The sequence below is a fragment of the Streptomyces sp. NPDC085946 genome (genome assembly GCF_044540485.1).
Taxonomy (GTDB): domain Bacteria; phylum Actinomycetota; class Actinomycetes; order Streptomycetales; family Streptomycetaceae; genus Streptomyces.
The window spans coordinates 291,134-316,292 of sequence record NZ_JBITSF010000007.1; the positions used below are offsets into that span (position 1 = coordinate 291,134).

Here is a 25,159-nt window from a genome sequence, read left to right on the forward strand (position 1 = left end):
GACGGTGACGGTTCGGCCGTGTTCGTGGGCTTTTTCACAGGATGGGGAGGGAATTCACAGGCGCCCTGCTCACCGGGTCACCGCCCCGCTCCGCTCAGTCGAACTGGTCCCCCAGTGCCATCACCATCACCCCGCCGACCATCAGCCACAGCGCCCGGCGGGTGTGTCCCCGCGAACCGAGGAGCGTCGCGCCGGCGCATCCGGCGGCGCCGAGGGCGTAGGCGGCCGGGACGAGGGCCGGCGCGGAGCCGGTGAGGCGGAGCAGTGCCGCGGCGAGGCCGGCGACGGCGAGGACCGCCCCGGTGACGGCCGCCGTCCAGCGCGCCCGCCGCGCGTCGTGCGCCCCGCCGTCCTCGCCATGGGGGACGTCGTCCTCGCCGTGGGGGACGTCGTCCTCGCCGTGGGGGACGTCGTCCTCGCCGTGGGGGATGTCGTCGTGGCCGTCGTCGGGCTGCTCCCGGTGCCGCTCCTCCAGCGGTCCGGACATCTCGGAATCGGCGCGTCCCCTCATGGCGCGGGAGCGTAGCGCCCGGGGCGGGGAAACCGGGGTGCGGGGTCGGGCCGCGGCTGCTAGCTTCCCGCGGGTCAGCCCCCCGCGGCCCACCGCCGCCCGGCCGAAGCAGGTGTGTTGTTTGACGGTCCGACCGAGCTCCGACGCGATCCCGTTCTCCCCCCAGAACCCGAGGAGCCCGTTCACCGATGTCCGGCATCACCCCGAGGACCCCGTCCGATGACCTCGCTAGCCGCCTGACCCTCGCCCGCTACCCGCGCAGCGCCGCCTACGACGTCCGCTGGACCGTCGACAACCAGATGGGCCCGCACGCGCTGTGGCTGCTGGAGTGGCTGGCCCCCGCCCTCGGCCTCGACACCGCGCCCCCCGGGGCGCGCGTGCTCGACCTGGGCTGCGGCCGCGCCATGACCTCCGTCTTCCTCGCGCGGGAGTACGGCGCCCAGGTCACCGCCGCCGACCTGTGGATCGGGCCGGACGACAACGCCGCGCGCCTCGCCGAGGCGGGTGTCGCGGACCGGGTGCTGCCCGTGTCCGCCGAGGCGCACGACCTGCCCTTCGGCGAGGGCAGCTTCGACACGGTCGTCTCCATCGACGCCTACCAGTACTTCGGCACCGACGACCTGTACCTGCCCACGCTGACCCGGCTGCTGAAGCCGGGCGGGCGGATCGGGATCGTCGTACCGGCGCTGCGGGAGGAGATCGACGGCGTGGAGCCGCCGGAGCACCTGAAGCCGTTCTGGGAGCCCGGCTACTGGTGCTTCCACACCGCCGGCTGGTGGCGGCGCCACTGGACGCGCAGCGGGGCCGTGGAGGTCGAGACGGCCGACTGGCTGACCGACGGCTGGCGCGAGTGGCTGCTGTGGTGCGAGGTCGTGGCCGAGCACAGCACGGACCGGTGGCACGTCGAGGCGGCCGGCCGGTGCGCCGGGATGCTGCGGGCCGACCGGGGCCGCACGCTGGGCTTCGCCCGGGTCGTGGGGCGCCGCCTCTGACCCGGCACGCCGCAGGGGGACGCACCGGCCTGCGGCGCGTCCCCCTGCGGCGGGTGCGGGGGTCAGCCCTCGACGCCCAGCTTCTGAAGGATCAGTTCCTTCACGCGGGCCGCGTCGGCCTGGCCGCGGGTGGCCTTCATGACCGCGCCGACCAGGGCGCCGGCCGCGGCCACCTTGCCGCCGCGGATCTTGTCCGCGACGGCCGGGTTGCCGGCGATGGCCTCGTCGACGGCGGCGGTCAGCGCGCCCTCGTCGGAGACGACCTTCAGGCCGCGCTTCTCGACGACCTCGTCCGGGGTGCCCTCGCCCGCGAGGACGCCCTCGATGACCTGGCGGGCCAGCTTGTCGTTCAGGTCGCCCTTCGCCACCAGCTCGGTGACCCGGGCCACCTGCTGCGGCGTGATCGCCAGCTCGTCCAGCGCCTTGCCCGACTCGTTGGCGCTGCGCGCCAGTTCGCCCATCCACCACTTGCGGGCGGCGGCCGCGTCGGCACCGGCGTCGATCGTGGCGACGATCAGGTCCAGCGCGCCAGCGTTGAGGATCGCCTGCATGTCGGTGCCGGAGACGCCCCACTCCTCGCGGAGCCGGTTGCGGCGCACCAGCGGCAGCTCGGGCAGCGTGGCCCGCAGCTCCTCGACCCACTCGCGCGAGGGGGCGACCGGGACGAGGTCGGGCTCCGGGAAGTACCGGTAGTCCTCGGCCTCCTCCTTCACGCGGCCCGAGGTCGTCGACCCGGTGTCCTCGTGGAAGTGGCGGGTCTCCTGGACGATGGTGCCGCCCGAGGAGAGCACGGCCGCGTGCCGCTGGATCTCGTACCGGGCCGCGCGCTCCACGGACCGCAGCGAGTTGACGTTCTTCGTCTCCGAGCGGGTGCCGAACTTCTCGGTGCCGTTCGGGCGCAGCGACAGGTTCACGTCGCAGCGCATCTGGCCCATCTCCATGCGGGCCTCGGACACGCCGAGCGCCCGGATGAGCTCGCGCAGCTCACGGACGTACGCCCGGGCGACCTCGGGGGCGCGCTCGCCGGCGCCCTCGATCGGCTTGGTGACGATCTCGATGAGCGGGATGCCGGCGCGGTTGTAGTCCAGCAGGGAGTGGGACGCGCCGTGGATACGGCCGGTGGCGCCGCCGACGTGGGTCGACTTGCCGGTGTCCTCCTCCATGTGGGCGCGCTCGATCTCCACGCGGAAGGTCTCGCCGTCCTCCAGCTGCACGTCGAGCCAGCCGTCGAAGGCGATCGGCTCGTCGTACTGGGAGGTCTGGAAGTTCTTCGGCATGTCCGGATAGAAGTAGTTCTTCCGGGCGAAGCGGCACCACTCGGCGATCTCGCAGTTCAGCGCGAGACCGATCTTGATGGCGGACTCGACGCCGGTCGCGTTGACGACCGGGAGCGCGCCGGGCAGGCCGAGGCAGACGGGGCAGGTCTGGGTGTTCGGCTCGGCGCCCAGCGCCGTCGAACAGCCGCAGAACATCTTGGTCTTGGTGCCGAGTTCGACATGGACCTCGAGGCCCATGACGGGGTCGTAGGACGCGAGCGCGTCCTCGTACGACACCAGGTCGGTCGTGGTGGTCACTGGAAGTTCCCTCTCAGCCCAGCAGGACGTCGTCGTCGCCGAGACGCTTCAGCTCGCGGTACATGATGGCGAGGTTGGTGACGACAGCGGCACCGGTCACCACGGCGTCGAGCAGCCGCAGCGTGTCGTTGTCGGTGCGGGCCTTCTTGATCTGCTTGACGACACCGATCACGCCGAAGGCCGAGGTGGCCATCGACACGTACAGACCGGACTTGGACTTCTTGAAGCCCTTGGCCTTGGACAGTGCGCTCACAGCGACGGAGCCTCCTCGAGCAGCGGGTGGCCCCACTTTTCCACGAAGGCCGCCTCGACGGCGGCGCCCACCTTGTACAGGCGGTCGTCCTTCATGACCGGGGCGATGATCTGCAGACCGACCGGGAGGTTGTCCTCCGGCGCGAGGCCGCACGGCAGCGACATGGCCGCGTTGCCCGCCAGGTTGGTCGGGATGGTGCACAGGTCGGCGAGGTACATCGCCATCGGGTCGTCGGCGCGCTCGCCGATCGGGAAGGCGGTGGTCGGGGTCGTCGGGGAGACGATCACGTCCACCTGCTCGAACGCCTTGTCGAAGTCCTGTTTGATCAGCGTGCGGACCTTCTGGGCGCTGCCGTAGTACGCGTCGTAGTAGCCGGAGCTGAGCGCGTACGTGCCGAGCATGATGCGGCGCTTGACCTCGGGGCCGAAGCCGGCCTCGCGGGTCAGGGAGGTGACCTCCTCCGCGGAGTGCGTGCCGTCGTCGCCGGTGCGCAGGCCGTAGCGCAGGCCGTCGAAGCGGGCGAGGTTGGAGGAGCACTCGGACGGGGCGATCAGGTAGTACGCCGACAGCGCCAGGTCGAAGGACGGGCAGTCCAGTTCGACGATCTCGGCGCCCAGCTCCTTCAGCAGCGCGACGGACTCGTCGAACCGCTGGATGACGCCGGCCTGGTAGCCCTCGCCGCGGAACTGCTTGACGACGCCGACGCGCATGCCCTCCACCGAGCCGTTGCGGGCGGCCTCGACGACCGGCGGGACCGGGGCGTCGATGGAGGTGGAGTCCAGCGGGTCGTGCCCGGCGATGACCTCGTGCAGCAGGGCCGCGTCCAGGACCGTGCGGGCGCAGGGGCCGCCCTGGTCGAGGGAGGAGGAGAAGGCGACCATGCCGTAGCGCGACACCGCGCCGTACGTCGGCTTGACGCCGACCGTGCCGGTGACGGCGGCGGGCTGGCGGATGGAGCCGCCGGTGTCGGTGCCGATGGCGAGCGGGGCCTGGTAGGAGGCGAGCGCCGCGGAGGAACCGCCGCCGGAGCCGCCGGGGATCCGGGTGAGGTCCCACGGGTTGCCGGTCGGGCCGTACGCGCTGTTCTCGGTCGAGGACCCCATGGCGAACTCGTCCATGTTGGTCTTGCCGAGGATGACGACGTCGGCGGCCTTCAGCCTCTTGGTGAGGGTCGCGTCGTACGGCGGGATCCAGCCCTCCAGGATCTTCGAACCGACGGTCGTGGGCACGCCCTCGGTGGTGAAGATGTCCTTCAGGGCGAGCGGGACGCCGGCCAGCGGGCCCAGCTTCTCGCCGCGCTCCCGCTTCTCGTCGACGGCGCGGGCCTGCGCGAGCGCGCCCTCGCGGTCCACGTACAGGAAGGCGTGCACCTTCTCGTCGACGGCCTCGATCCGGGCCAGGTGGGCCTCGGTGACCTCGACCGCGGTCAGCTCGCCGGAGGCGATCTTCGCGGCGGTCTCGGCCGCGGTGAGCTTGATGATGTCCGTCATGGTGGTCTTAGTCCTCCCCCAGGATCTGCGGCACCTTGAAACGCTGCTGCTCCTGGGCCGGGGCGCCGGAGAGCGCCTGCTCGGGGGTGAGCGACGGACGGACCTCGTCCGCGCGCATGACGTTCGTCAGCGGCAGCGGGTGGGAGGTCGGCGGTACGTCTTGGTCGGCGACCTCGCTGACGCGGGCCACCGCGCCGATGATGTCGTCCAGCTGGCCGGCGAAGTGGTCAAGCTCTTCGGGCTTCAGCTCCAGACGCGCCAGCCGGGCGAGGTGGGCGACCTCCTCGCGCGTGATGCCAGGCATGCAGCGATCCTCTGGGGTGAGTGTGTGTGTGTTTGCCGCCAATCCTAGGGGGCGGGGGCCCGTGCCCGTGAAACGGTTCGTCCGGCCGCCGGCCGGACGGTTTCCCCGGGCGGCGGCCGGACGGATCCCGCGGCCGGCGCCCGGACGGCCGCGGGCCCGTGATCAGACGGCGAACAGCAGACCGGCCACTTCACGGCGGGGGCGGCGGACGCCTGAGAGGGGTGGCGGGTGCCTGCCGACCGGGTCTCCCTGACCGGGCGTGCCTGCCAGCCTGGCCTCCCGGGCCTCCCGGGCCTCCCGGGCCTCCCGGGCCTCCCGGGCCTCCCGGGCCGAGCATGCCTACCAACAGGCCTCCCGGACCGGGCATGCCTGCCGGCCTGGCCTCCCGAACCGGGCGTGCCTGCTGACCGGGCTTCCCGGGCCTCCCTGACCGCGCGTGCCTGCTGGCCGAGCTTCCCAGACCGGGCATGCCTGCCGGCCGGGCCTTACGGCCCGAGCGCCGGCGGTCGCCGGACGGGCAGCGGGCCGGGCGTCCCGGCCGGGACCGGGTGGGGGCGCGGCGGGTGGCTAGCCGACCCGCCCCGGGTCGTCCACCGTCGCCGCGGGCAGGGCGGCGGCCGGGCGCTGCCAGCCCCGCGAGCCGCGGGCGCGCAGCCATGCCGTGGTCTCGTCGGCGGGCATCGCGGCCGCGACCAGCCAGCCCTGGACGGCGTCGCAGCCGAGGTCGCGCAGGCGTTCCCAGGTCTCGTCGTCCTCGACGCCCTCGGCGACGACGAGCAGGCCGAGGGAGTGGGCGAGGTCGACGGTGCAGCGCACGATCTCGGCGTCCTCGGTGTCGACGGCCAGCCGGGCCACGAAGGAACGGTCGATCTTCAGCTCGCTCACCGGGAGCCGCCGCAGGTGCACCAGCGACGAGTAGCCGGTGCCGAAGTCGTCCAGGGACATCTTCACGCCGTGGCCGGTGAGCGCGTTGAGCGTGTCGGCGGCGCGCTGCGGGTCCTCCAGGAGGACGTGCTCGGTGATCTCCAGCTGGAGCGAGCCGGCCGGGACGCCGTGGCGGGCCAGCCGGGCGGCAACGGAGCCGGCGAAGCCGGGGGTGTGCACGTCGCGCGGGGAGACGTTGACGGCGACCGGTACGAACAGCCCCTGCGTCCGCCACTCGGCGACCTGCGCGAGGGCCGTCTCCAGCACGTACTCGGTGAGGTGGGGCATCAGCCCCGAGGACTCGGCGATGGCTATGAACTCGTCCGGCGGCACCTTCCCCCGCTCGGGGTGCACCCAGCGGACCAGGGCCTCCAGGCCGGCGACCTGCCCGTCGAAGCGGACCTTGGGCTGGTAGTGCAGCTGGACCTCGTGCGCGTCCAGGGCCCGGCGCAGATCGCCGAGCAGTCCGAGCCGGTCCGGGGTGTTGGAGTCGCGCTTGGACTCGTAGACCTCGACGCCCGTGCGGTCCCGCTTCGCCTGGTACATCGCCACGTCCGCCCGGCGCAGCAGCCCTTCGGCGTCCAGTGCGTGGTCCGGGAAGACGGCGACGCCGGCGCTGGCCTCCAGCACGAGGGTGAGCCCGTCGAGGTCGAGCGGGGAGCTGAGCGCGGCGACCAGGCCGCGGGCGATGCGGGTCGCCGAGGTGGTGGAGTCGGCGACCGGCAGTAAGACGGCGAACTCGTCGCCGCCGAGCCGGGCGACCTCCGCGCCGCGCGGCAGCGCCAGCCGCAGCCGGTCGGCGATCTGGAGCAGCAGCCGGTCACCGGCGAGGTGGCCGAGGGTGTCGTTGACCGACCGGAACCGGTCGAGGTCGATCAGCATCAGCGCGGCGCGGGCGTCGATGCGCTCGGCGTCGTCCAGCGCGGTCCAGATGCGCTCCAGCAGCCACTGGCGGTTGGGAAGCCCGGTCAGCGGGTCGCGCAGCTGCTCCTCCGCCCGGGCCCGGGCTATCCACAGGGTGGAGTCGAGCGCGATCAGCGGGATGGCGAACAGCGGCAGCAGGACGGGCTGGGCGAAGGCGACCACGCAGATCAGCGGCGCGATGCCGAGCAGCGCGACCGCGACCAGCCCTTGCCGGACCAGGGCGGTGCGGGCGACGGTGGGCAGCCCGGCGCGCGGGGCCTGCAGGTGCCACAGCAGGACGCGGCTGACCGCGAGGTAGGCGACGGCGACCAGCAGCACCTCGGCCGCGGTGTACGCCGTCCAGGTCTCCGGGTCGGAGGGGCGCTCGACGGACGGGACGGAGCCGAAGACGCCCAGCACCAGGGCGCCGGCGCCGATGCCGAGGAGGTCGACCGCCCCGTGCAGCACGCCCTGCCGCCAGCGGCCCCGCCGGGCTATGCCGACCAGGACGACGACGGTGAGGCTGACCAGGCCGGCCGGCACCCAGCCGTACATCAGCAGCACGGCGAGGGTGAGGGCGGCGCCCGAGCCGGTGCCGCCCCACCAGCGGGCGCGGCCCAGCATGACGAGGTGGCCGACGATGATGCCGGTCAGCACGGCCAGCGACCAGCCGGCGGTGCCGGCGGGGAAGAGCGCGTGGCCGCCGGTGAACGCCCGGTAGAACCCGGCGCCCAGGACGAACCCGGCCGCCGCGACGACCGCCGCGGGCAACGCGGGCCAGGACAGGTGCCGTTCGCTGTCCGCGCCGGGCAGACCGCCGGCGTGGTCGGCCGGCCGGGACTGTCCGGCGGCGCGGCCGTCCGGGACGGCGCGCTGTCCCGCGGCGCGTCCGTCCCCGGGGCGCCGTCCGGCGGCGCGCCCCTCCGCGCCCGGACGCCCCGGGGGCCGCCCGGCCCCACGGACCGCGCGCCATGCCACCGCCATGCGGCGCAGGCGCAGCCGTGGGTCCGGAGCGGCGCTCTCGGTCGGTTCCATTACCCGTCCCTCTCACAGCCGGCGGTGCCCACGCCACGCGGCCCGGTGCCCGACAACCATCAACGGCTCCGCGTTGGAAAACCCTTCCTACCGCTCCACGGGAGCAGAGGAATGCCCCGACCGCAGCTGGGCACGGCAGGCGCACATCTCAACAGTAGGCCGCGGACGGCTTCCACGGGCAGCGGTCGCCGACGGTTGCCCGAATGCGCCCCGGCCACCCGTATGCATCTGGTATGCGCCGATCGGGTGGCCTTCAACCGCTATTCCTCGGCCGAAAGGGCGACTTCGGCCGCGGCCTCCGGGCCCTGTTCCAGCAGGACTTCGAAGCCTTCCTCGTTCAGGACCGGCACCTTCAGCTGCATCGCCTTGTCGTACTTGGAGCCGGGGTTGTCACCCACGACGACGAACGAGGTCTTCTTCGAGACCGAACCGGTGACTTTCGCGCCCCGGCTCTGCAGCGCTTCCTTGGCGCCGTCCCGGGTGAAGCGCTCCAGCGTGCCGGTGACGACGACAGTGAGCCCTTCCAGCGGGCGCGGTCCCTCGTCCTCCCCGGACGCCTCGTCCTCCAGGCGTACGCCGGCGGCCTTCCACTTGCGGATGATCTCGCGGTGCCACTCCTCGGCGAACCACTCCTTGAGGGACGCGGCGATGATGGGCCCGACGCCGGCGGTGGCGGCGAGCTCCTTCTCCTCGGCCTGTTCGATGCGGTCGATGGAGCGGAACTCGCGGGCGAGCGCCTCGGCGGCGACCGGGCCGACGTGGCGGATGGAGAGCCCGTTGAGGAAGCGGGCGAGCGGGCGGTCCTTGGCGGCCTCGATGTTGCGCAGCAGGGCCAGCGCGTTCTTCTTCGGCTCGCCCTCCCGGTTGGCGAAGACCGTGGCGACCTTCTCCTCACCGGTCTTGGGGTCGCGCTTGGGCAGCCCGCTGTCCGGGTCGAGGACGTACGCCTTGATGGGCAGCAGCTTCTCGACGGTCAGGTCGAACAGGTCGCCCTCGTCCACCAGCGGCGGGTCGGCGGGCTCCAGCGGCCGGGTCAGCGCGGCCGCGGCGACGTCGCCGAAGTGCTCGATGTCCAGGCACTCCCGGCCCGCGAGGTAGGAGACGCGGCCGCGCAACTGCGCCGGGCAGGTGCGGGCGTTGGGGCAGCGCAGGTCGATGTCGCCCTCCTTCATGGGGCGCAGCGGGGTCCCGCACTCGGGGCACTCCGAGGGCATCACGAAGGGGCGCACCGCGTCCTCGTCGCGCAGGTCGATGACCGGCCCGAGGATCTCCGGGATGACGTCACCGGCCTTGCGCAGCACCACGGTGTCCCCGATGAGCACGCCCTTGGCCTTGACGACCTCCTGGTTGTGCAGGGTGGCGAACTCCACCTCGGAGCCGGCCACCGTGACCGGTTCGACCTGGGCGTAGGGGGTGACGCGGCCGGTGCGGCCGACGGCCACCTTGATGTCGATGAGCTTGGTGTTGACCTCCTCCGGCGCGTACTTGTAGGCGATCGCCCAGCGCGGCGCGCGTGCGGTGGAGCCGAGGCGCCCCTGGAGGCGGATCTCGTCGAGCTTGACGACCACGCCGTCGATCTCGTGGGCCACGGAGTGCCGGTGCTCGCCGTAGTGCGCGATGAACGCGCGGACCCCGTCGAGGCCGTCGACCACCCGGTTGTGCGGGGAGGTGGGCAGGCCCCATTCGGCCAGCAGTCCGTACGCCTGGGACAGGCGGGTCATGCCCGCGTAGCCCTCCAGGGCGCCGATGCCGTGCACCACCATGTGCAGCGGCCGGGTGGCGGTGACCCGCGGGTCCTTCTGGCGCAGCGAACCGGCCGCCGCGTTGCGCGGGTTGGCGAACGGCTTGTCGCCGGCCGCGACCAGACGGGCGTTCAGCTCCTCGAACTTCTCCATCGGGAAGTACACCTCGCCGCGGATCTCGACGAGGTCGGGGACGCGGTCGCCCTTGAGGCGGTCCGGGATCTCCGCGATGGTGCGGACGTTGGGGGTGATGTCCTCGCCCGTGCGGCCGTCGCCGCGGGTGGCGGCGCGGACCAGGCGGCCCCGCTCGTAGGTGAGGTTCACGGCGAGGCCGTCGACCTTCAGCTCGCACAGGAAGTGGTAGGCCTGGTCGCCCAGTTCGCGGGCGATGCGGTCGGCCCAGGCGGCGAGCTCGTCGTCGTTGAAGGTGTTGTCCAGGGAGAGCATGCGCGAGCGGTGCTCGACGGCGGTGAACTCCGTCTCGTAGGACCCGGCGACCTTCTGCGTCGGCGAGTCCGGTGTGCGCAGCTCGGGGAACTCCTCCTCCAGCTCCTCCAGGGTCCGCAGCAGCCGGTCGAACTCGGCGTCGCTGATGACGGGAGCGTCCTTCACGTAGTACCGGAAGCGGTGCTCCTCGATCTGCTCAGCGAGCTGCACGTGCTTCTCCCGCGCCTCGGCGGGCACGTTCGTGGTCTCCGCTTGCTTGTCGCCGGCCACCGTGTTGTCCTCCCGTTACTCTGGGTTGTCCGCAAGGGATCTCGCCGCCCGGACGCAGTGGGCGAGCGCCCGGCGCGCGTACTCCGGGGACGCCCCCGCGAGCCCGCACGCCGGGGTGACCGTGACCGCCTCCGCGAGAAGCCCCGGTGACAGCCCCAGCCTGCGCCACAGCGTCCTGACACCCATGACGCTACCGGCAGGGTCCGACAACGGGCCGTCCGTGCCCGGCACGACGCCGGCGAACAGCCGGGTGCCGCCCTCCACCGCCTCGCCGATCGCCTCGTCGTCACGCTCGGTGAGGAGGGAGAGGTCGAAGGAGATCCCGGCCGCGCCGGCCCGGCGCAGCAGGGCGAAGGGCACGTCCGGCGCGCAGGAGTGCACCACGGCCGGGCCGCCGGCGTGCACGCCCAGGACGTCCCGCAGGGCGGCCTCGACGACCTGCCGGTCCACGGCCCGGTGGGTGCGGTAGCCGCTGGCGGTCCTGACGTGGCCGCGCAGGACGGCGGTGAGGGACGGCTCGTCGAGCTGGAGGACGAGCCGGGCGCCGGGCACCCGCCGGGCGACCTCCGCCAGGTGCAGGCGCAGCCCCTCGGCGAGCGAGGCGGCGAGGTCGCGGCAGGCGCCGGCGTCGGAGAGGGCCGCCTCGCCGTTGCGCAGCTCCAGGTTCGCGGCGAGCGTCCACGGGCCGACCGCCTGCACCTTCAGCGGCCCCTCGTACCCCTGGAGGAACTCCTCGATCGCGTCGAGGTCCTCGCCGAGCCAGGCGCGGGCCCGTCTGGTGTCCCGCCCCGGCCGGTCCCCGAGCCGCCACCCGCTGGGCTCCACGCGCGCGTAGAGCTCGACGAGCATCCCGGCGGTCCGCCCGATCATGTCCGCGCCGGGCCCGCGGGCGGGCAGCTCGGGCAGGAACGGGAAGTCCTCGAACGTCCCGGTGACGGTCTTGGCGGCCTCGCGGGCGTCGCCGCCCGGCAGGGAGCCGACGCCGGTGGCGGCACCGAAACTGAACTGGCTGTTTTCGCTCACCGGAGCAGCCTACGGAACCGCGCGGGAGGTCAGCGCCCCGGCCGCACCGTGAGGTCGTTGACCTCCGCGTCCCGGGGCAGGTCCAGGGCCATCAGGATCGTGGTGGCCACCGACTCGGGGTCGATCCAGCGCGCCGGGTCGTACTCCTTGCCCTCCTGCTGGTGCACCTTGGCCTGCATGGGGCTCGCGGTGCGGCCCGGGTAGACGGAGGTGACGCGGACGCCGTTGGCGTGCTCCTCGTGGCGCAGGGAGTCGGCGAGGGCCTTCAGGCCGTGCTTGGAGGCGGCGTACGCGGACCACTCGGCGTGCGCGTTGAGGCCCGCGCCCGAGTTCACGAACAGCACCTGGCCGCGGGCGGCGCGCAGTTGGGGCAGGAAGTGGCGGGTCAGCTCGGCGGGCGCGATCAGGTTGACGTTGAGCTGGTGGCGCCAGGTCTTCGGGGTCAGGTCGCCGACCGGGCCGAGGTCGACCACGCCGGCGATGTGCAGCAGCGAGTCGACCTGCTCGGGGAGGGTCTGGTGGGAGAAGGCCCAGCTGAGCCGGTCGGGGTCCGCCAGGTCGCCGACCAGGGTGCGGGCGCCGGGGAAGGCGGCCGCCAGTTCCTTGGCGCGGGCGGCGTCGCGCGCGTGCAGCACGAGGTCGTCCCCGCGCGCGTGCAGCCGGCGGGCCACGGCCGCGCCGATGCCGGAGCCCGCTCCGGTGATCACATGTGTAGCCATGCCCGCCATGCTCGCATCATCCCGGGGTCACTCGGTCCCCTGGCTCTCCTCCAGGTAGGCGAGCGCCCTCGCCGGCTCCTCCGCGAAGAACACCAGCTCGGTCAGCGGCCGGGGCAGGAAGCCCTCGTCCTCCATGCGGCGGAACTGCTGCTCGAGGCCGTCGTAGAAGCCGGCGGTGTTGAGCAGGACCACCGGCTTGTCGGTGTGGCCGTGCTTCTTGAGCTCCAGGATCTCGGTGGCCTCGTCGAGGGTGCCGGTGCCGCCCACCATGACGACCACGGCGTCGGCCTTCTCCAGCAGGAGCCTCTTGCGTTCGGCGAGGTCCCGGGCGATCACCATCTCGTCGACGCCCTCGCGCGCCTTGGCGGCCAGGAACGCGACGGAGACGCCCACCAGCCGGCCGCCCGCCTCCTGCACGCCGTCGGCGACCACCTTCATCAGCCCGACGTCCGAGCCGCCCCACACGAGGGTGTGGCCGCCCTTGCCCAGCAGTTCGGCGAACTCCCGCGCGGGGCGGGTGTAGCGCTCGTCGAGGTCGGCGGCGGAGAGGAAGACGCAGATGTTCATCCCCCCACCGTACGGGCCGGCTCGGACGTCACCGTCACCCGCATCTTGGACTGGCGGTGCGGGAGCTCCTCCCAGTCGTCCATGAAGCGGGCGGACAGGCCGTGCCGCGCGGCCAGGTCGGCCAGGGTCCGCGTCCGGTAGTAGAAGTCCTCGTGGAGCACCTGGTGCTCGGCGCCCTCCGTGCGGTCGTACGTGAAGTCGAAGAACCCGCCGGGCGCCAGGATCCGGCCGACGTGCGCGAAGCACTCCTCGATGACGTGCAGGGGCGAGTGCGAGAAGACGCTGTGCGCGTGCACGACGTCGAAGTGCCGGTCGGGCAGGAAGGCGAAGGTGAGGTCGTCGGCGAGGGACAGGTAGGGCAGTTTGGCCTGGAGCCCCTCGCGGACGAGGGTGTCCTGGGCGGCGAGCAGGATGTGCGGCGAGATGTCGATGCCGTAGTAGTGGCCGGTGTCGAGGTGGTCGATGAACAGCCGTCCGGCGCGCAGGTTGCCGCAGCCGATGTCCAGCATCCGGTGCCCGGGCCGCAGGCCGTGCCGCACCAGGTAGTCGAACTGCATCCGGCCGATCCGCTCCCAGCTCTGCCGCGACGGGTTGTGCCCCACCGCGGCCTCGGCGCCGCGGGCCGTGTCGGAGGCCATGACCGCCCGGTAGTACGCGATGTGGTCGCGGTGGCGCAGCCGCAGCCAGGTGTCGCGCGCGGCGCGGCGGAGGTGGGCGGGCACCCGGTCCGGGTGCCGGAGGGCGTAGCGGACCTGGTGGGCGAGGCGCCGGCGGTTCACGGACGGATCTGCGGGTCCCATGAGGACCTCCTGAGGGCGGGGGTGCCGGGAAGAACTCCGCTCCAGCGTGCGCTGTACCCGGCATGGACGGCTACCTCAGGGAGGCACCGGCGTGACCGCAGGGCACCGCATCACCATCGAGCAGGGCACACAGCGCGTCCGGGTCGTGCACGGCGGCCGGGTCCTCGCGCAGACGGACCGGCCGCTGGTCCTGAGGGAGACCGGTTGTCCCGTGCGGTACTACATCCCGCCGCAGGACGTGCGCCTGGACCTGCTGACCCCGTCCGGGACGCAGACGTACTGCCCCTTCAAAGGCACCGCCTCCTACTGGTCCCTGCCGGACGCGGCGGACCTGGTCTGGGCGTACCCGGACCCCGAGCCGGACGTGGCGCCGATCAAGGACCACCTGTGCTTCTACGAGGTGGAAGTCGCGTGAGCGGCGGTGTCGCGAGCGGGTAGGCCGCGTGCCGTGCGGCAGTCTGCACTGGCATGGACAAGAAGATCCTTTCGCGTGACGGCACCTCCCTGGCGTACCGGAGCACCGGACGGGGGCCCGCGGTCGTCCTGATCAGCGGCGCGATGTCGACGGGGGCCACGGTGGCACCGCTGGCCGGGCCGCTGGCGCGGCGTTTCCAGGTCGTCGTGTACGACCGCCGGGGCCGGGGCGGGAGCGGGGACACGGCGCCGTACGCGGTGGAGCGCGAGGTGGAGGACCTGGCGGCGCTGATCGAGGCGGCGGGCGGCGAGGCGGCCCTGTACGGCGTCTCCTCGGGCGGCGCGCTGGCCCTGCGGGCGGCGGCGAGCGGGCTGCCGGTGCGCCGGGTCGCGGTGTACGAGGTGCCGTTCGCGATGAGCGAGGAGGACGCCGCGGAGCGCGCCCGCTACACCGAGCGGCTGACCGAGGCGCTCGGGCAGGACCGGCGCGGGGACGCGGTCGAGCTGTTCCTGCGCCTGACGGGCCTGGCCGAGGCGGTCATCCAGGGCGCCCGCCAGTCCCCCATGTGGGCCGACATGGAGGCGCTCGCGCCGAGCCTCGCCCACGACGACGCCGTGATGGGCGACGGACGGCCGCCGCGGGAGCGGCTGGCCTCGCTCACCGTGCCCGTGCTGGCCCTGGCGGGCGGCGAGAGCCCGGCCTGGATGCGGGAGGCGGCCCGGGCGGTCGCGCAGGCGGCCCCGGAGGGGACGTACCGGGTGCTGGAGGGCCAGACCCACGTGGTGGACCCGAACGTGCTGGCGCCGGTGCTGGCGGAGTTCTTCGCGGGGTGACGGGACCCGCCGGCGCGTACGGGTCACCGCCCCGCCGCCGCGGAGCCCGCGCGCGTCCGCACCGGCCGCCCGGCCCGGGTGCGGGCGGCACGCGCGCGTGCCGTTCCCGGGGCGGCCGGCCCGGCGGGCGGCTCAGGCCACGCCCGCCGTCACCCGCCGCGTCGAGGCGATGGTCGCCGAGCCGACGACGCGCGTGCCGTCGTACAGCACGATCGCCTGGCCGGGGGCGACCCCGCGGACCGGCTCGGTGAAGCGCACGTGCAGCTCGCCGTCGACGACCTCGGCGCTCACCTCGGTCTCGCCGCCGTGGGCGCGCAGCTGGGCCGTGTAGGTGGCGGGGCCGGCGGGGGCCGCGCCGCACCAGCGCGGCTTGACCGCGGTCAGGCCGCTGACGTCCAGGGCGGACGCCGGGCCGACCGTGACCGTGTTGGTGACCGGGGAGATGTCCAGGACGTAGCGCGGCTTGCCGTCGGGGGCCGGGGTGCCGATCCGCAGGCCCTTGCGCTGGCCGATGGTGAAGCCGTACGCCCCGTCGTGCGTGCCGAGCCGGGTGCCGGACTCGTCGACGATGTCGCCCTCGGCCCGGCCGAGCCGCTGCGCCAGGAAGCCCTGGGTGTCGCCGTCGGCGATGAAGCAGATGTCGTGGGAGTCCGGCTTCTTGGCGACCGCCAGCCCGCGCCGCTCGGCCTCCGCGCGGATCTCCTCCTTGGTGGTGACCGTGTCGCCGAGCGGGAACATCGCGTGGGCGAGCTGCTTCTCGTCCAGCACGCCCAGGACGTACGACTGGTCCTTGGCCATGTCGGAGGCGCGGTGCAGTTCGCGGGAGCCGTCGGGGAGGGTGACGATCTTCGCGTAGTGGCCCGTGCAGACCGCGTCGAAGCCGAGGGCGAGCGCCTTGTCCAGCAGGGCCGCGAACTTGATCTTCTCGTTGCAGCGCAGGCACGGGTTCGGGGTGCGGCCGGCCTCGTACTCGGCGACGAAGTCCTCGACGACGTCCTCGCGGAAGCGGTCGGCGAGGTCCCACACGTAGAAGGGGATGCCGATGACGTCCGCGGCGCGGCGGGCGTCGCGCGAGTCCTCGATGGTGCAGCAGCCGCGCGCGCCCGTGCGGAACGACTGCGGGTTCGCGGAGAGCGCGAGGTGGACGCCGGTGACGTCGTGGCCGGCCTCGGCCGCGCGGGCGGCGGCGACGGCGGAGTCCACTCCGCCGGACATGGCGGCCAGGACGCGGAGGGGGCGGGAGCGCTGCGGGGTCTCAGTCATAGCCCCTCCAGGGTACGGGGGCGCGGGAACCCGGGCCGCCGGGTATCCGTTGTCGATCACATGGGCGGGAGACGAGCATCCAGGGACGGGGACCGGCACATCGGGCGGCGGGCGCTGCTCGCCGGCGGGGCGGCGGCCGCCGTGGGGTCGGCGGTGCTGGCCCGTGACGAGCTGGCCCGGCTGTGGTGGCGCGCGCCCGGCGTCGAGAAGCCGCGCAAGGAGGGCGAGGTCGACCACCGGGCAGCCCGCTGGGTGGCGGCGTCGGACGCGAACTGGCGGCGCGCGGACCGGCCCGACGACTACGGGATAGACATGGTCGTCGTCCATGTCACGCAGGGCAGCTACGCGAGCGCGGTGCAGGCGTTCCGGGATCCCGGGCACCGGGCCGCCACGCACTACATCGTCCGCCAGGACGGGCGGGTCACGCAGATGATCCGCGAACTGGACGTGGCGTACCACGCGGGCAACCGGGCCTACAACGAGCGCAGCATCGGCATCGAGCACGAGGGGTTCGTGGACCGGCCGCAGGACCTCACCGACGCGATGTACGAGGCGTCGGCGCGGCTGACGGCGGGCATCTGCGCGCGCTACGACATCCCCGTGGACCGCGAGCACATCATCGGGCACGTGGAGGTGCCGGGCACCGACCACACGGACCCCGGACCGCACTGGGACTGGGACCGCTACCTGCGTCTGGTGCGGGAGGCGCGCTCGACACCGGCCTGAGCGGTCCCTCCGCCGACTTGGGCCGAAAAAATCTTCGACCAGGGGGTTTCATCCCGGGATGGGCGTTTTATCCTGGACTCAGGCCTACGGGGCGAGCGAGGGAGCCACAACCGGAGATGCCGACAAGGGCGCGAAGTCTCGGCTTCCGCCGCTGCCGACGTCGACGGTCGGGCTGAGAGGCCGGAAAGTCCTTCGGGACCGGAAGGCGACCCCCATCACCTGATCCGGACAATGCCGGCGAAGGGAACCCGTCTCGTAGGTCCTTTCGCGCGCCCGGCGTTCCTTCCGCGCCCCGGCCGGGACGCGGTCAGGTCAGCCCCGCCGCCCGCGCGCGCTCCACCGCCGGCCCGATGGCCTTCGCCAGGGCCTCCACGTCCGCCTCCGTCGAGGTGTGGCCGAGGGAGAAGCGCAGGGTGCCGCGGGCCAGGTCGGGATCGACGCCGGTGGCCAGCAGGACGTGGCTGGGCTGGGCGACGCCCGCGGTGCAGGCGGAGCCGGTGGAGCACTCGATGCCCTGGGCGTCCAGGAGGAGCAGCAGGGAGTCGCCCTCGCAGCCGGGGAAGGAGAAGTGGGCGTTGGCCGGGAGGCGGTCGACCGGATCGCCACCGAGGACCGCGTCCGGGACCGCCGCGCGGACCGCCTCGATCAGGGCGTCGCGCAGGGCGCCGATCTCCCGCGCGAACCACTCGCGCTGCTCGGCCGCCAGCCGGCCGGCGACGGCGAAGGAGGCGACGGCGGGCACGTCGAGGGTGCCCGAGCGCACGTGGCGCTCCTGGCCGCCGCCGTGCAGGACGGGGACGGGGCTGTGCTCGCGGCCGAGGAGCAGCGCGCCGATGCCGTACGGGCCGCCGATCTTGTGGCCGGACACCGTCATCGCGGCGAGCCCGGAGGCGGCGAAGTCGACCGGGACCTGACCGAAGGCCTGGACGGCGTCGGCGTGCAGGGGGACGCCGAACTCGCGGGCCGTCTCGGCCAGTTCGTGCACCGGCAGCACCGTGCCGATCTCGTTGTTCGCCCACATGACGGTGGCCAGGGCCACGTCGTCGGGGTTGCGGGCGATCGCCTCGCGCAGGGCGTCGGGGTGCACGCGGCCGTGGGCGTCGACCGGGAGGTACTCGACGGTGGCGCCCTCGTGCTCGCCGAGCCAGTGCACGGCGTCCAGGACCGCGTGGTGCTCGACGGGGCTGGCGAGGACGCGGGTGCGGGCCGGGTCGGCGTCGCGGCGGGACCAGTACAGGCCCTTGACGGCGAGGTTGTCGGCCTCGGTGCCGCCCGAGGTGAAGACGACCTCGCTGGGGCGGGCGCCGAGCGCCTCCGCGAGCGTTTCGCGGGCCTCCTCGACGGTGCGGCGGGCGCGGCGGCCGGACGCGTGGAGGGAGGAGGCGTTGCCGGTGACGCTCAGGTGCGCGGTGAGTGCCTCGACTGCCTCGGGAAGCATCGGGGTGGTCGCGGCGTGGTCGAGGTAAGCCATGGTGAGGCCGATTCTACGGGGACCCGCCGCCGGACCTCAGATCAAGGTCGGCCGGATACCGACGGTGCGGCGGTGCGCCCGCGGCCCGTTCCCGGCCCGCCGCGCGGCCGCTAGAAGCTCCACGAGACCGTGTTGTCCGCCTGCATGAACGCGACCAGGACCACCAGGTCGGCGACGCCCAGGCCGAGGCCCAGGTAGGCGCGGCCCGGACGCCCGGTGCCCCGCCACAGCGCCACGCTCGCCAGCGCGATGGCGATCGGGCCGAGGAAGACGTTGAGGACGAGCAGGCCCAGCAGGCCCAGGACGAAGGACGCGACGGCCATGCCGTCGGTGTCGCGGATACCGGTACGGCGGGACGCCGGTGCGGTGAGATGCATGGTGTCAGCTCCCACGGTCGGGTCGGCGGTACGGATGGTCGGGTTCTGCGGCCCGGGTCAGCGGGTCTGCGGGCCGCGCTCAGCGGGTCTGCGGGCCGCGCCGGCGGCCGTGGCGCTCGCGGAGCGCGAAGACGCCGAGCCAGACGGCGATGACGGCCCCGAGGGCGAGGGAGAAGCCGAGCGGGGCGTGGGCCACGGTGCCCAGCACGACGCCCAGCAGCAGGAGGGCCGCGACGAGGAACAGCATGAGCGAGATCCCCCAACGATTCGGTGAACGGTTGTAGTTACACTTGTTCACTGACTTCCCAGTCTAGCGCGCTCCATGGCTTTCCAATTCCGGAGAACAGTTGTTAACTGCATGGCATGAGTCACACCCTCGGCATCCGGCAGGCCCAGAAGCAGAAGACCAGGCAGGCGCTCCTGGACGCGGCGCTCGGACTGCTGGAGGAGCAGAGCCTGAGCAGCCTGGGCCTGCGGGAGGTCACCCGCGCCGTCGGCGTCGCGCCGACCGCCTTCTACCGGCACTTCCGGTCCACGGCCGATCTCGGCGTGGCGCTGGTCGAGGAGGCGCTCGGCAGCCTGCACCCGATGATCCGGACCACGGTGTCCGCGGCGGGCGACGGCGACGAACGCATCACGCGCACCCTTGAGTTGATCGCCCGTCACGTGGACGCGTACCCCGCACACGTCCGTTTCATCGCCCGGGAGCGCCATGGCGGGGTCCAGCCGGTGCGGGAGGCGATCCGCTCCCAACTGACGCGGTTCGCCGAGGAGGTGAGGGACGAGCTGGCCAAGGACCCGGTCTCGGCGGGCTGGAGCGACGACGACCTGCTGATGCTCGCGAACCTCTACGTCGACCAGATGCTGATCACCGCCTCGCTCTTCCTGGAGGCCCTGGAGGCGTCACCGGAGGAGCGGGAGCGGGTCACCCGGGTGGCGGCCCGTCAGCTGCGGCTGATCGGCGTCGGCCGGCTCCACTGGCTGGACTGACGGCCGGCCGGGCCCCGCCGCCGAAGCGAGCGCCCGGCCCGACGCCGAGACGCCCTGTGCCGGACCGGCCGGTCCGGCACAGGGCGTCTCGAAGAGCCGCGCCTTTGGGGCGTTTCAGCCGAGCCTGACGCGGGCCAGCTGCCGGGACTGGGCCACCAGCCGGTCCGCACTGTCCCAGACCTCGGCGTCCTCTTCCAGGAAGCCGCCGGCGAGGTTGCGGGTGGTGATCGCCACCCGCAACGGGCCGGGGGCCGGACGGCACCGGACGTGCGCGGTGAGCTCGACCGTGGGGACCCAGCCGGTCAGCCCCATCTCGAAGGCGGTGGGCGGCAGGGCGTCCACCGCCAGCAGCAGCGAGAACGGATCGGCGTCCCGGCCGTCCGCGAGCCCGAACCAGCCCCGCGACTCCCCCCGGCCGGAGGGCTGCCCGAGGGCCCAGCCCAGGGTCGCCGGGTCGAGCTTGAGCATCAGGCGGTCGGCGATGGCGGAACTGCCGGAGACGGGCGCGGGCCCGTCCTCCGGGCCGAAGCACTGCTCCACCGGCGGGATCGCGGGCGGCTTCGCCGTCGTCCGGACGTCGTCGGGCAGGGAGTCGAGGTCGCCGTAGGAGGCCAGGACGCGGATGCGCTCGACCTCGCGCCCCTCGTCGTCGTACTGGAAGAGCGAGGCCTGGCCGGTCGACAGGGTCCGGCCGGTGCGGACCGTCTCGGTGCGCACGACCGCCGGTCCCGGCTGGGAGGCGGTCAGGTAGTGCGCCGAGATGGTGAACGGGTCGGGGTGCGGCAGGGCGTCCCCGAGCGCGCGGCCCAGGACGGCCAGGAGGTAGCCGCCGTTGACGGCGTTGATGATCGTCCATCCGGCGGAGAGGTCGATGTCGTAGACGCCGGGTTCGCGCAGGGTGACCGCCGTGTCGCGGTCGAACTCGCTGTCGCCGATCGTGGCCCGTGCGGCCGGTGCGGAAGCTGCTTCTGGCATGGCTGAACGCTACAACAACAAACTACTAAGCGGTAGCTTTGGGTTGGGGCGGACCGGGGCGAGAAGTCCGGAGTCCCGCCGCGGCTCCCCGGTCGCCCGGCGGGTCCGCACCCGTCCGCGGACCCGGCCGTGCGGCCGCAGGTGGTTCGGGCCTTCCGCCGGCCGGCCGGGGGGACGGGCCGCGTGCGCACGGCCGGCCTACTCCTCCCGGACCGTGGAACGCCGGTGCCAGGCCCGCGGCGCCCGCCAGTGGAACCGCATCGCGAGCAGCCGCAGCACGAACCCGGTGGCCACCGCCAGGGAGGTGGTCAACGGGGTCAGGGCGTCGTAGCGGATGCACAGGGCGGCCATCGCGGCGCCGACCATCGCGGGCACGGCGTACAGGTCGCGGTCCCAGCGCAGCAGGGAGGGCACCTCGTTGGCCAGCACGTCGCGCAGCACGCCGCCGCCCACCGCGGTCGCCAGGCCCAGGCAGGCGGAGGCGGTCAGGCCCAGCCCGTACTCGTACGCCTTGATGGTCCCGGCGACGCAGAACAGCCCGAGGCCGGCCGCGTCGAAGACGTTCACGGCGGACTGGATGCGCTCCACCTGGGGATGGAGGAAGAAGACCAGCAGGGTGGCGAGCAGCGGGGTCACGAAGTACCCGAGGTCCGTGAAGGCGGCGGGCGGTACGGCCCCGATGACCAGGTCGCGGAACAGCCCGCCGCCCAGGGCGGTGACCTCGGCGAGGACGGCGATGCCGAAGACGTCGAAGTTCTTGCGGACGGCCAGCAGGGCGCCGGAGATCGCGAAGACGAAGATGCCGATCAGGTCGAGCGTGTGCTGGACGGACGGGCTGAACAGTTGCTGGAGCACCCTGCCATTCTCACCCAGCAGTCAGCCCCCGCCTTGCAAAGCAAGGCGGGGGCTGGGACTGGGTTACTTGTCTTCGGCGCCGTCGTCGGCCTTGCCTCCGGCCGCCACGGCGTCCTTCGAGCCGGTGTCCTTCGAGACGGTGTCCTTCGAGCCGACGTCCTCGGTCACGGCGTCCTTCGAGCCGGTGTCCTTCGAGACGGTGTCCTTCGAGCCGACGTCCTCGGTCACGGCGTCCTTCGAGCCGGCGTCCTTCGAGACGGTGTCCTTCGAGCCGGCGTCCTCGGACACGGCGTCCTCGGTCACGGCGTCCTCGGTCACGGCGTCCCCGGACACCGGTCCCTCGGTCGCAGCGTCCTTCGCGACGGCTTCCTTCGCCACCGGCTCCCCGGACCCGGCGTCCTTGGAGACGGCCCCCTCGGACACCCCGGCGTCCTTGGAGACGGCCTCCCCGGACCCGGCCGGGGCCTCGTCCTCCGCCGGCCGGTCCGTGTCCTTCAGGGAGGACAGCAGGACGGTGTCGTGCGGGGCCTGGTCCTCGAAGTTCTCCGGGTGGTGGCACGCCACCCGCTGCCCGGCCCGCAGCTCCTTCAGCGGCGGCTCGGTCGTCCGGCAGATCTGCGTCGCCTTCCAGCAGCGGGTGTGGAACCGGCAGCCGCTCGGCGGGGCGATCGGCGAGGGCACGTCGCCCTCGAGCAGGATCCGCTCGCTCTTGGCCTGCCGCCGCCTCGGGTCGGGGATCGGGACGGCCGACAGCAGCGCCTTGGTGTAGGGGTGCATCGGCGACTGGTACAGCTTGTCCCGGTCGGCGAGTTCGACGATCTTGCCCAGGTACATCACCGCGATCCGGTCCGACACGTGCCGGACGACCGACAGGTCGTGCGCGATGATCACGTACGTCAGGCCGAGCTCCTCCTGGAGGTCGTCCATCAGGTTGACGACCTGCGCCTGGATCGACACGTCGAGCGCGGAGACCGGCTCGTCGGCCACGACCATGCGCGGCTTGAGCGCGAGCGCCCGGGCGATGCCGATGCGCTGGCGCTGGCCGCCGGAGAACTCGTGCGGGTAGCGGTTGTAGTGCTCGGGGCTCAGACCCACCAGTTCCAGGAGGCGCTGGACCTCCTTCTTGACCCCGCCCTCCGGCTCGACGCCCTGGAGCCGGAACGGCGCCGAGACGATGGTGCCGATGGTGTGCCGGGGGTTCAGCGACCCGTACGGGTCCTGGAAGATCATCTGGATGTCCCGGCGCAGCGGGCGCATGCCGCCGGTGCCGAGGTGGGTGATGTCCGTGCCGTCGAACTCGACCCTGCCGCCGGTCGGCTCCAGCAGGCGGGTGATGAGCCGGCCCATGGTCGACTTGCCGCAGCCGGACTCGCCGACGACGCCGAGGGTCTCACCGCGGCGCACCTCGAAGTCGATGCCGTCGACGGCCTTGACCGCGCCGACCTGCCGGCGCAGCAGGCCCTTCTTGATCGGGAAGTGCTTGACCAGGCCCTCGACCCTGAGCAGCGGTGCCTCGTCGTCGGGGGTCGCGGCCGTCGTCCCGGCCCGGGTGTCGGTCTCGCTCACAGCTTCGGCGCAATCTCTTCGGTCCAGATCCGGCTGCGGTCCTCCTGCGACAGGTGGCAGGCGACGTGGTGCCTGCTGCCCACCTCGCGCAGCTCGGGGCGCTCGGTGCGGGTGATCCCGCCCTTGGGGACGTCCGCGTAGGGGCAGCGCGGGTTGAAGGCGCAGCCCGAGGGGACGTTGATGAGGCTGGGCGGCTGGCCCTTGACCGGGATGAGCCGGTCGGTGTGCTCGCGGTCGATGCGCGGCATCGAGCCGAGCAGGCCCCAGGTGTAGGGGTGCTGGGGCTCGTAGAAGATCCGGTCGACCGGGCCGCGCTCCACGCAGCGTCCGCCGTACATCACGAGGATGTCGTCGGCGATCTCGGCGACCACGCCGAGGTCGTGCGTGATGATGATGACGGCCGAGCCGAACTCCTTCTGCAGGTCCCGGATGAGGTCGAGGATCTGCGCCTGCACGGTCACGTCGAGCGCGGTGGTCGGCTCGTCCGCGATGAGCAGCTCGGGGTTGTTGACCAGGGCCATGGCGATCATGGCGCGCTGGCGCATGCCGCCGGAGAACTCGTGCGGGTAGTTGTCGACCCGCTTGTGCGGCTCGGGGATGCCGACGCGGTCCAGCAGTTCGACGGCGCGCCTGCGGGCGGTCTTCTTGTCGACGTCGTGGTGGACGCGGTACGCCTCCACGATCTGGCTGCCGACCGTGTAGTACGGGTGCATCGCGGACAGCGGGTCCTGGAAGATCATCGCCATCTCGCGGCCGCGCAGCCGGCGCACCTCGTCGGGGCTCGCCCCGACCAGCTCCTTGCCGTCGAGCCAGATCTCGCCGGACATCTGCACGTTCTTGCCCCGGTTGCCGAGCCGGTGCAGGCCCATGATGGCGAGCGAGGTGACGGACTTGCCGGAGCCGGACTCGCCCACGATGCCGAGGGTCTTGCCCTTCTCCAGCTGGAAGGAGAGGCCGTCGACGGACTTCACCAGGCCGTCGTCGGTCGGGAAGTGCACCTTCAGGTCGCGCACGTCGAGGAAGGCCCCGGGGGCCGCGCCGGTGCGCACGGGCTCGCCGACGGCGGCCTCGGTCTTGGACAGTTCGGTCACGAGAGCCTCACCCGCGGGTCGACGGTGGCGTACAGCACGTCCACCACCAGGTTGCAGAGCACGACGAAGAAGGCGGCCAGCAGGGTGACGCCCAGGATCGGCGGCAGGTCGTTGTCGGTGATGGCCTGGACGGCGTACTGGCCGATGCCGGGCAGCGAGAACACCGACTCGGTGATCACCGCGCCGCCGAGCAGCAGGCCGATGTCCATGCCGAACACGGTGACGATCGGGGTGAGCGCCGCCCGCAGCCCGTGCTTGAGGACGACCTTGCGCTCCCTGAGGCCCTTGGCCCGGGCGGTGCGGATGAAGTCCTCGCTCATGGTTTCGAGCATGCCGGAGCGGGTGAGCCGTGCGTAGATGGCGGAGTACAGCAGGGCCAGCGAACACCACGGCAGGAACAGGGTGTTGGCCCACTGGGACGGATTCTCCGTGAACGGCACGTAGGTCCGTCCGAAGATCTCCAGCTGGTAGCTGAAGACGAGCAGGGCGAGCTGGCCGGTGAAGAACATGGGCAGCGACACGCCGGCGAGGGCCACGCCCATCGCGGCGCGGTCGAAGACCGAGCCGGGCTTGAGGGCGGAGATCACACCGGCGGCGACACCGGACAGCAGCCACAGGACGGCGGCGCCCGCGGCCAGGGAGATGGTCACCGGAAGGCGGTCGACGAGCTGCGGCCAGACCTCGATGTGGTTCTTGAAGGAGTAGCCGAAGCAGGGCACCTCGCACTTGGCCGTCGTGGGGCCGAGGTCGTACGTGGCACCGGAGACGATCCCCTTGACGAACTCCCAGTACTGCTCGTAGACCGGCTTGTCGAGCCCGAGGTTCTGCTTGACCGCCAGGATGTCCTCCGGCGAGGGGTTCTTGCCGATGTATTGCGCGGCCAGCTGATCGGGGGTCTGCCCGGCCAGTCTCGGCAGCAGGAAGAAGATGCCGAAGGTGACCGCGGTGACCACGAGCAGCAAGATCACTGCCGCGATCGTCCGGCGGATGATGTACGAGATCACGGGGACCGGCGCCGGCGCCCGCGGGTCCAAGGGCCCGCG

At 72.9% G+C, this 25,159-nt stretch carries 25 protein-coding genes; 5 read left to right on the top strand and 20 right to left on the bottom strand.

What is annotated here, in order from left to right; genetic code table 11:
* Positions 1-94: 94 nt before the first annotated feature.
* A complete protein-coding gene (locus tag ACIF8T_RS17180) occupies positions 95-511 on the bottom strand; it encodes a hypothetical protein (protein ID WP_400035761.1) in 417 nt (138 codons plus the stop codon).
* Between the two features lie 188 nt (positions 512-699).
* Here ACIF8T_RS17180 and ACIF8T_RS17185 point away from each other — a divergent pair, with 188 nt between their 5' ends.
* The gene (locus tag ACIF8T_RS17185; RefSeq protein WP_400035763.1) at positions 700-1,503 is read left to right on the top strand and encodes an SAM-dependent methyltransferase; all 804 of its coding nucleotides are present in this window, start codon (positions 700-702) and stop codon (positions 1,501-1,503) included.
* Between the two features lie 62 nt (positions 1,504-1,565).
* Here the strand turns inward: ACIF8T_RS17185 and gatB are convergent, their stop codons facing one another.
* The 10 genes from gatB to ACIF8T_RS17235 form a co-directional block, all read right to left on the bottom strand.
* On the bottom strand, positions 1,566-3,077 hold the full coding sequence (gene gatB / locus ACIF8T_RS17190; RefSeq protein WP_400035765.1) for an Asp-tRNA(Asn)/Glu-tRNA(Gln) amidotransferase subunit GatB: 1,512 nt from the start codon (positions 3,075-3,077) through the stop codon (positions 1,566-1,568).
* A gap of 13 nt (positions 3,078-3,090) precedes the next feature.
* On the bottom strand, positions 3,091-3,330 hold the full coding sequence (locus ACIF8T_RS17195; RefSeq protein ID WP_400035767.1) for a hypothetical protein: 240 nt from the start codon (positions 3,328-3,330) through the stop codon (positions 3,091-3,093).
* Positions 3,327-4,820 carry an Asp-tRNA(Asn)/Glu-tRNA(Gln) amidotransferase subunit GatA gene (gene gatA, locus ACIF8T_RS17200; RefSeq protein ID WP_400035769.1) on the bottom strand — a complete coding sequence of 498 codons (1,494 nt, stop codon included), beginning with the start codon at positions 4,818-4,820 and terminating at the stop codon, positions 3,327-3,329. The genes ACIF8T_RS17195 and gatA overlap by 4 nt, the downstream gene beginning before the upstream one ends.
* A 7-nt stretch (positions 4,821-4,827) precedes the next feature.
* Positions 4,828-5,124, bottom strand: coding sequence for an Asp-tRNA(Asn)/Glu-tRNA(Gln) amidotransferase subunit GatC (gene gatC / locus ACIF8T_RS17205; protein WP_018531282.1), 297 nt, complete (start codon positions 5,122-5,124; stop codon positions 4,828-4,830).
* 567 nt (positions 5,125-5,691) lie between these two features.
* Positions 5,692-7,986, bottom strand: a complete 2,295-nt coding sequence (locus tag ACIF8T_RS17210) for a putative bifunctional diguanylate cyclase/phosphodiesterase (protein WP_400035771.1) — start codon at positions 7,984-7,986, stop codon at positions 5,692-5,694.
* Between the two features lie 260 nt (positions 7,987-8,246).
* Positions 8,247-10,445 (bottom strand): NAD-dependent DNA ligase LigA, encoded by a 2,199-nt coding sequence (gene ligA / locus ACIF8T_RS17215; RefSeq protein ID WP_400035773.1) that lies wholly within the window; start codon positions 10,443-10,445, stop codon positions 8,247-8,249.
* A 15-nt stretch (positions 10,446-10,460) separates the two neighbouring features.
* A complete protein-coding gene (locus tag ACIF8T_RS17220; RefSeq protein ID WP_400035775.1) occupies positions 10,461-11,468 on the bottom strand; it encodes a methionine synthase in 1,008 nt (335 codons plus the stop codon).
* A gap of 29 nt (positions 11,469-11,497) precedes the next feature.
* Positions 11,498-12,196, bottom strand: a complete 699-nt coding sequence (locus ACIF8T_RS17225; protein WP_400035777.1) for an SDR family oxidoreductase — start codon at positions 12,194-12,196, stop codon at positions 11,498-11,500.
* Positions 12,197-12,214: 18 nt separating this feature from the next.
* On the bottom strand, positions 12,215-12,754 hold the full coding sequence (locus ACIF8T_RS17230) for a TIGR00730 family Rossman fold protein (protein ID WP_400035779.1): 540 nt from the start codon (positions 12,752-12,754) through the stop codon (positions 12,215-12,217).
* On the bottom strand, positions 12,751-13,554 hold the full coding sequence (locus ACIF8T_RS17235; protein ID WP_400035781.1) for a class I SAM-dependent DNA methyltransferase: 804 nt from the start codon (positions 13,552-13,554) through the stop codon (positions 12,751-12,753). The genes ACIF8T_RS17230 and ACIF8T_RS17235 overlap by 4 nt, the downstream gene beginning before the upstream one ends.
* A 91-nt stretch (positions 13,555-13,645) precedes the next feature.
* Here ACIF8T_RS17235 and ACIF8T_RS17240 point away from each other — a divergent pair, with 91 nt between their 5' ends.
* Both ACIF8T_RS17240 and ACIF8T_RS17245 read left to right on the top strand, forming a co-directional pair.
* Positions 13,646-13,969, top strand: coding sequence for a DUF427 domain-containing protein (locus ACIF8T_RS17240; protein ID WP_400035783.1), 324 nt, complete (start codon positions 13,646-13,648; stop codon positions 13,967-13,969).
* A 53-nt stretch (positions 13,970-14,022) separates the two neighbouring features.
* Positions 14,023-14,802 carry an alpha/beta fold hydrolase gene (locus tag ACIF8T_RS17245; RefSeq protein ID WP_400035785.1) on the top strand — a complete coding sequence of 260 codons (780 nt, stop codon included), beginning with the start codon at positions 14,023-14,025 and terminating at the stop codon, positions 14,800-14,802.
* A gap of 132 nt (positions 14,803-14,934) precedes the next feature.
* Here the strand turns inward: ACIF8T_RS17245 and mnmA are convergent, their stop codons facing one another.
* Positions 14,935-16,065: a tRNA 2-thiouridine(34) synthase MnmA gene (gene mnmA / locus ACIF8T_RS17250; protein ID WP_400035787.1), complete on the bottom strand. Its 1,131-nt coding sequence runs from the start codon at positions 16,063-16,065 to the stop codon at positions 14,935-14,937.
* Between the two features lie 60 nt (positions 16,066-16,125).
* Between mnmA and ACIF8T_RS17255 the strand changes: the two genes are divergently transcribed.
* The gene (locus ACIF8T_RS17255; RefSeq protein ID WP_400035789.1) at positions 16,126-16,791 is read left to right on the top strand and encodes an N-acetylmuramoyl-L-alanine amidase; all 666 of its coding nucleotides are present in this window, start codon (positions 16,126-16,128) and stop codon (positions 16,789-16,791) included.
* Between the two features lie 307 nt (positions 16,792-17,098).
* Here ACIF8T_RS17255 and ACIF8T_RS17260 read toward each other — a convergent pair whose 3' ends face one another.
* The 3 genes from ACIF8T_RS17260 to ACIF8T_RS17270 form a co-directional block, all read right to left on the bottom strand.
* Positions 17,099-18,262 (bottom strand): cysteine desulfurase family protein, encoded by a 1,164-nt coding sequence (locus tag ACIF8T_RS17260; protein ID WP_400035791.1) that lies wholly within the window; start codon positions 18,260-18,262, stop codon positions 17,099-17,101.
* A 110-nt stretch (positions 18,263-18,372) separates the two neighbouring features.
* Positions 18,373-18,639, bottom strand: a complete 267-nt coding sequence (locus ACIF8T_RS17265) for a DUF4190 domain-containing protein (protein WP_400035793.1) — start codon at positions 18,637-18,639, stop codon at positions 18,373-18,375.
* A gap of 79 nt (positions 18,640-18,718) precedes the next feature.
* Complete coding sequence (locus tag ACIF8T_RS17270; protein WP_400035795.1) at positions 18,719-18,886, bottom strand: hypothetical protein; 168 nt, start codon at positions 18,884-18,886, stop codon at positions 18,719-18,721.
* Positions 18,887-19,002: 116 nt separating this feature from the next.
* Between ACIF8T_RS17270 and ACIF8T_RS17275 the strand changes: the two genes are divergently transcribed.
* The gene (locus tag ACIF8T_RS17275) at positions 19,003-19,629 is read left to right on the top strand and encodes a TetR family transcriptional regulator (protein WP_400035797.1); all 627 of its coding nucleotides are present in this window, start codon (positions 19,003-19,005) and stop codon (positions 19,627-19,629) included.
* 114 nt (positions 19,630-19,743) lie between these two features.
* Here the strand turns inward: ACIF8T_RS17275 and ACIF8T_RS17280 are convergent, their stop codons facing one another.
* The 5 genes from ACIF8T_RS17280 to ACIF8T_RS17300 form a co-directional block, all read right to left on the bottom strand.
* A complete protein-coding gene (locus ACIF8T_RS17280) occupies positions 19,744-20,604 on the bottom strand; it encodes a thioesterase family protein (protein ID WP_400035799.1) in 861 nt (286 codons plus the stop codon).
* Positions 20,605-20,802: 198 nt separating this feature from the next.
* Positions 20,803-21,459, bottom strand: coding sequence for a trimeric intracellular cation channel family protein (locus tag ACIF8T_RS17285; RefSeq protein WP_400035801.1), 657 nt, complete (start codon positions 21,457-21,459; stop codon positions 20,803-20,805).
* A gap of 63 nt (positions 21,460-21,522) precedes the next feature.
* Positions 21,523-23,025 (bottom strand): dipeptide ABC transporter ATP-binding protein, encoded by a 1,503-nt coding sequence (locus ACIF8T_RS17290; RefSeq protein WP_400035803.1) that lies wholly within the window; start codon positions 23,023-23,025, stop codon positions 21,523-21,525.
* The gene (locus ACIF8T_RS17295; protein WP_400035804.1) at positions 23,022-24,116 is read right to left on the bottom strand and encodes an ABC transporter ATP-binding protein; all 1,095 of its coding nucleotides are present in this window, start codon (positions 24,114-24,116) and stop codon (positions 23,022-23,024) included. Before ACIF8T_RS17295 ends, ACIF8T_RS17290 begins: the two co-directional genes overlap by 4 nt.
* A complete protein-coding gene (locus ACIF8T_RS17300) occupies positions 24,113-25,120 on the bottom strand; it encodes an ABC transporter permease (protein WP_400035806.1) in 1,008 nt (335 codons plus the stop codon). The genes ACIF8T_RS17295 and ACIF8T_RS17300 overlap by 4 nt, the downstream gene beginning before the upstream one ends.
* Positions 25,121-25,159: the final 39 nt, after the last annotated feature.

Excerpts from the sequence above, each read along its gene's own strand:
- gatA (WP_400035769.1), bottom strand. The coding sequence starts at position 4,820 with ATGACGGACATCATCAAGCTCACCGCGGCCGAGACCGCCGCGAAGATC.
- ACIF8T_RS17225 (WP_400035777.1), bottom strand. The coding sequence starts at position 12,196 with ATGGCGGGCATGGCTACACATGTGATCACCGGAGCGGGCTCCGGCATC.
- ACIF8T_RS17230 (WP_400035779.1), bottom strand. The coding sequence starts at position 12,754 with ATGAACATCTGCGTCTTCCTCTCCGCCGCCGACCTCGACGAGCGCTAC.
- ACIF8T_RS17265 (WP_400035793.1), bottom strand. The coding sequence starts at position 18,639 with ATGCATCTCACCGCACCGGCGTCCCGCCGTACCGGTATCCGCGACACC.
- ACIF8T_RS17275 (WP_400035797.1), top strand. The coding sequence starts at position 19,003 with ATGAGTCACACCCTCGGCATCCGGCAGGCCCAGAAGCAGAAGACCAGG.
- mnmA (WP_400035787.1), bottom strand. The coding sequence starts at position 16,065 with ATGACTGAGACCCCGCAGCGCTCCCGCCCCCTCCGCGTCCTGGCCGCC.
- ACIF8T_RS17245 (WP_400035785.1), top strand. The coding sequence starts at position 14,023 with ATGGACAAGAAGATCCTTTCGCGTGACGGCACCTCCCTGGCGTACCGG.
- ACIF8T_RS17210 (WP_400035771.1), bottom strand. The coding sequence starts at position 7,986 with ATGGAACCGACCGAGAGCGCCGCTCCGGACCCACGGCTGCGCCTGCGC.
- ACIF8T_RS17180 (WP_400035761.1), bottom strand. The coding sequence starts at position 511 with ATGAGGGGACGCGCCGATTCCGAGATGTCCGGACCGCTGGAGGAGCGG.
- ACIF8T_RS17280 (WP_400035799.1), bottom strand. The coding sequence starts at position 20,604 with ATGCCAGAAGCAGCTTCCGCACCGGCCGCACGGGCCACGATCGGCGAC.
- ACIF8T_RS17260 (WP_400035791.1), bottom strand. The coding sequence starts at position 18,262 with ATGGCTTACCTCGACCACGCCGCGACCACCCCGATGCTTCCCGAGGCA.
- ACIF8T_RS17235 (WP_400035781.1), bottom strand. The coding sequence starts at position 13,554 with ATGGGACCCGCAGATCCGTCCGTGAACCGCCGGCGCCTCGCCCACCAG.
- ACIF8T_RS17270 (WP_400035795.1), bottom strand. The coding sequence starts at position 18,886 with ATGCTGTTCCTCGTCGCGGCCCTCCTGCTGCTGGGCGTCGTGCTGGGC.
- ACIF8T_RS17185 (WP_400035763.1), top strand. The coding sequence starts at position 700 with ATGTCCGGCATCACCCCGAGGACCCCGTCCGATGACCTCGCTAGCCGC.
- gatC (WP_018531282.1), bottom strand. The coding sequence starts at position 5,124 with ATGCCTGGCATCACGCGCGAGGAGGTCGCCCACCTCGCCCGGCTGGCG.
- ACIF8T_RS17255 (WP_400035789.1), top strand. The coding sequence starts at position 16,126 with ATGGGCGGGAGACGAGCATCCAGGGACGGGGACCGGCACATCGGGCGG.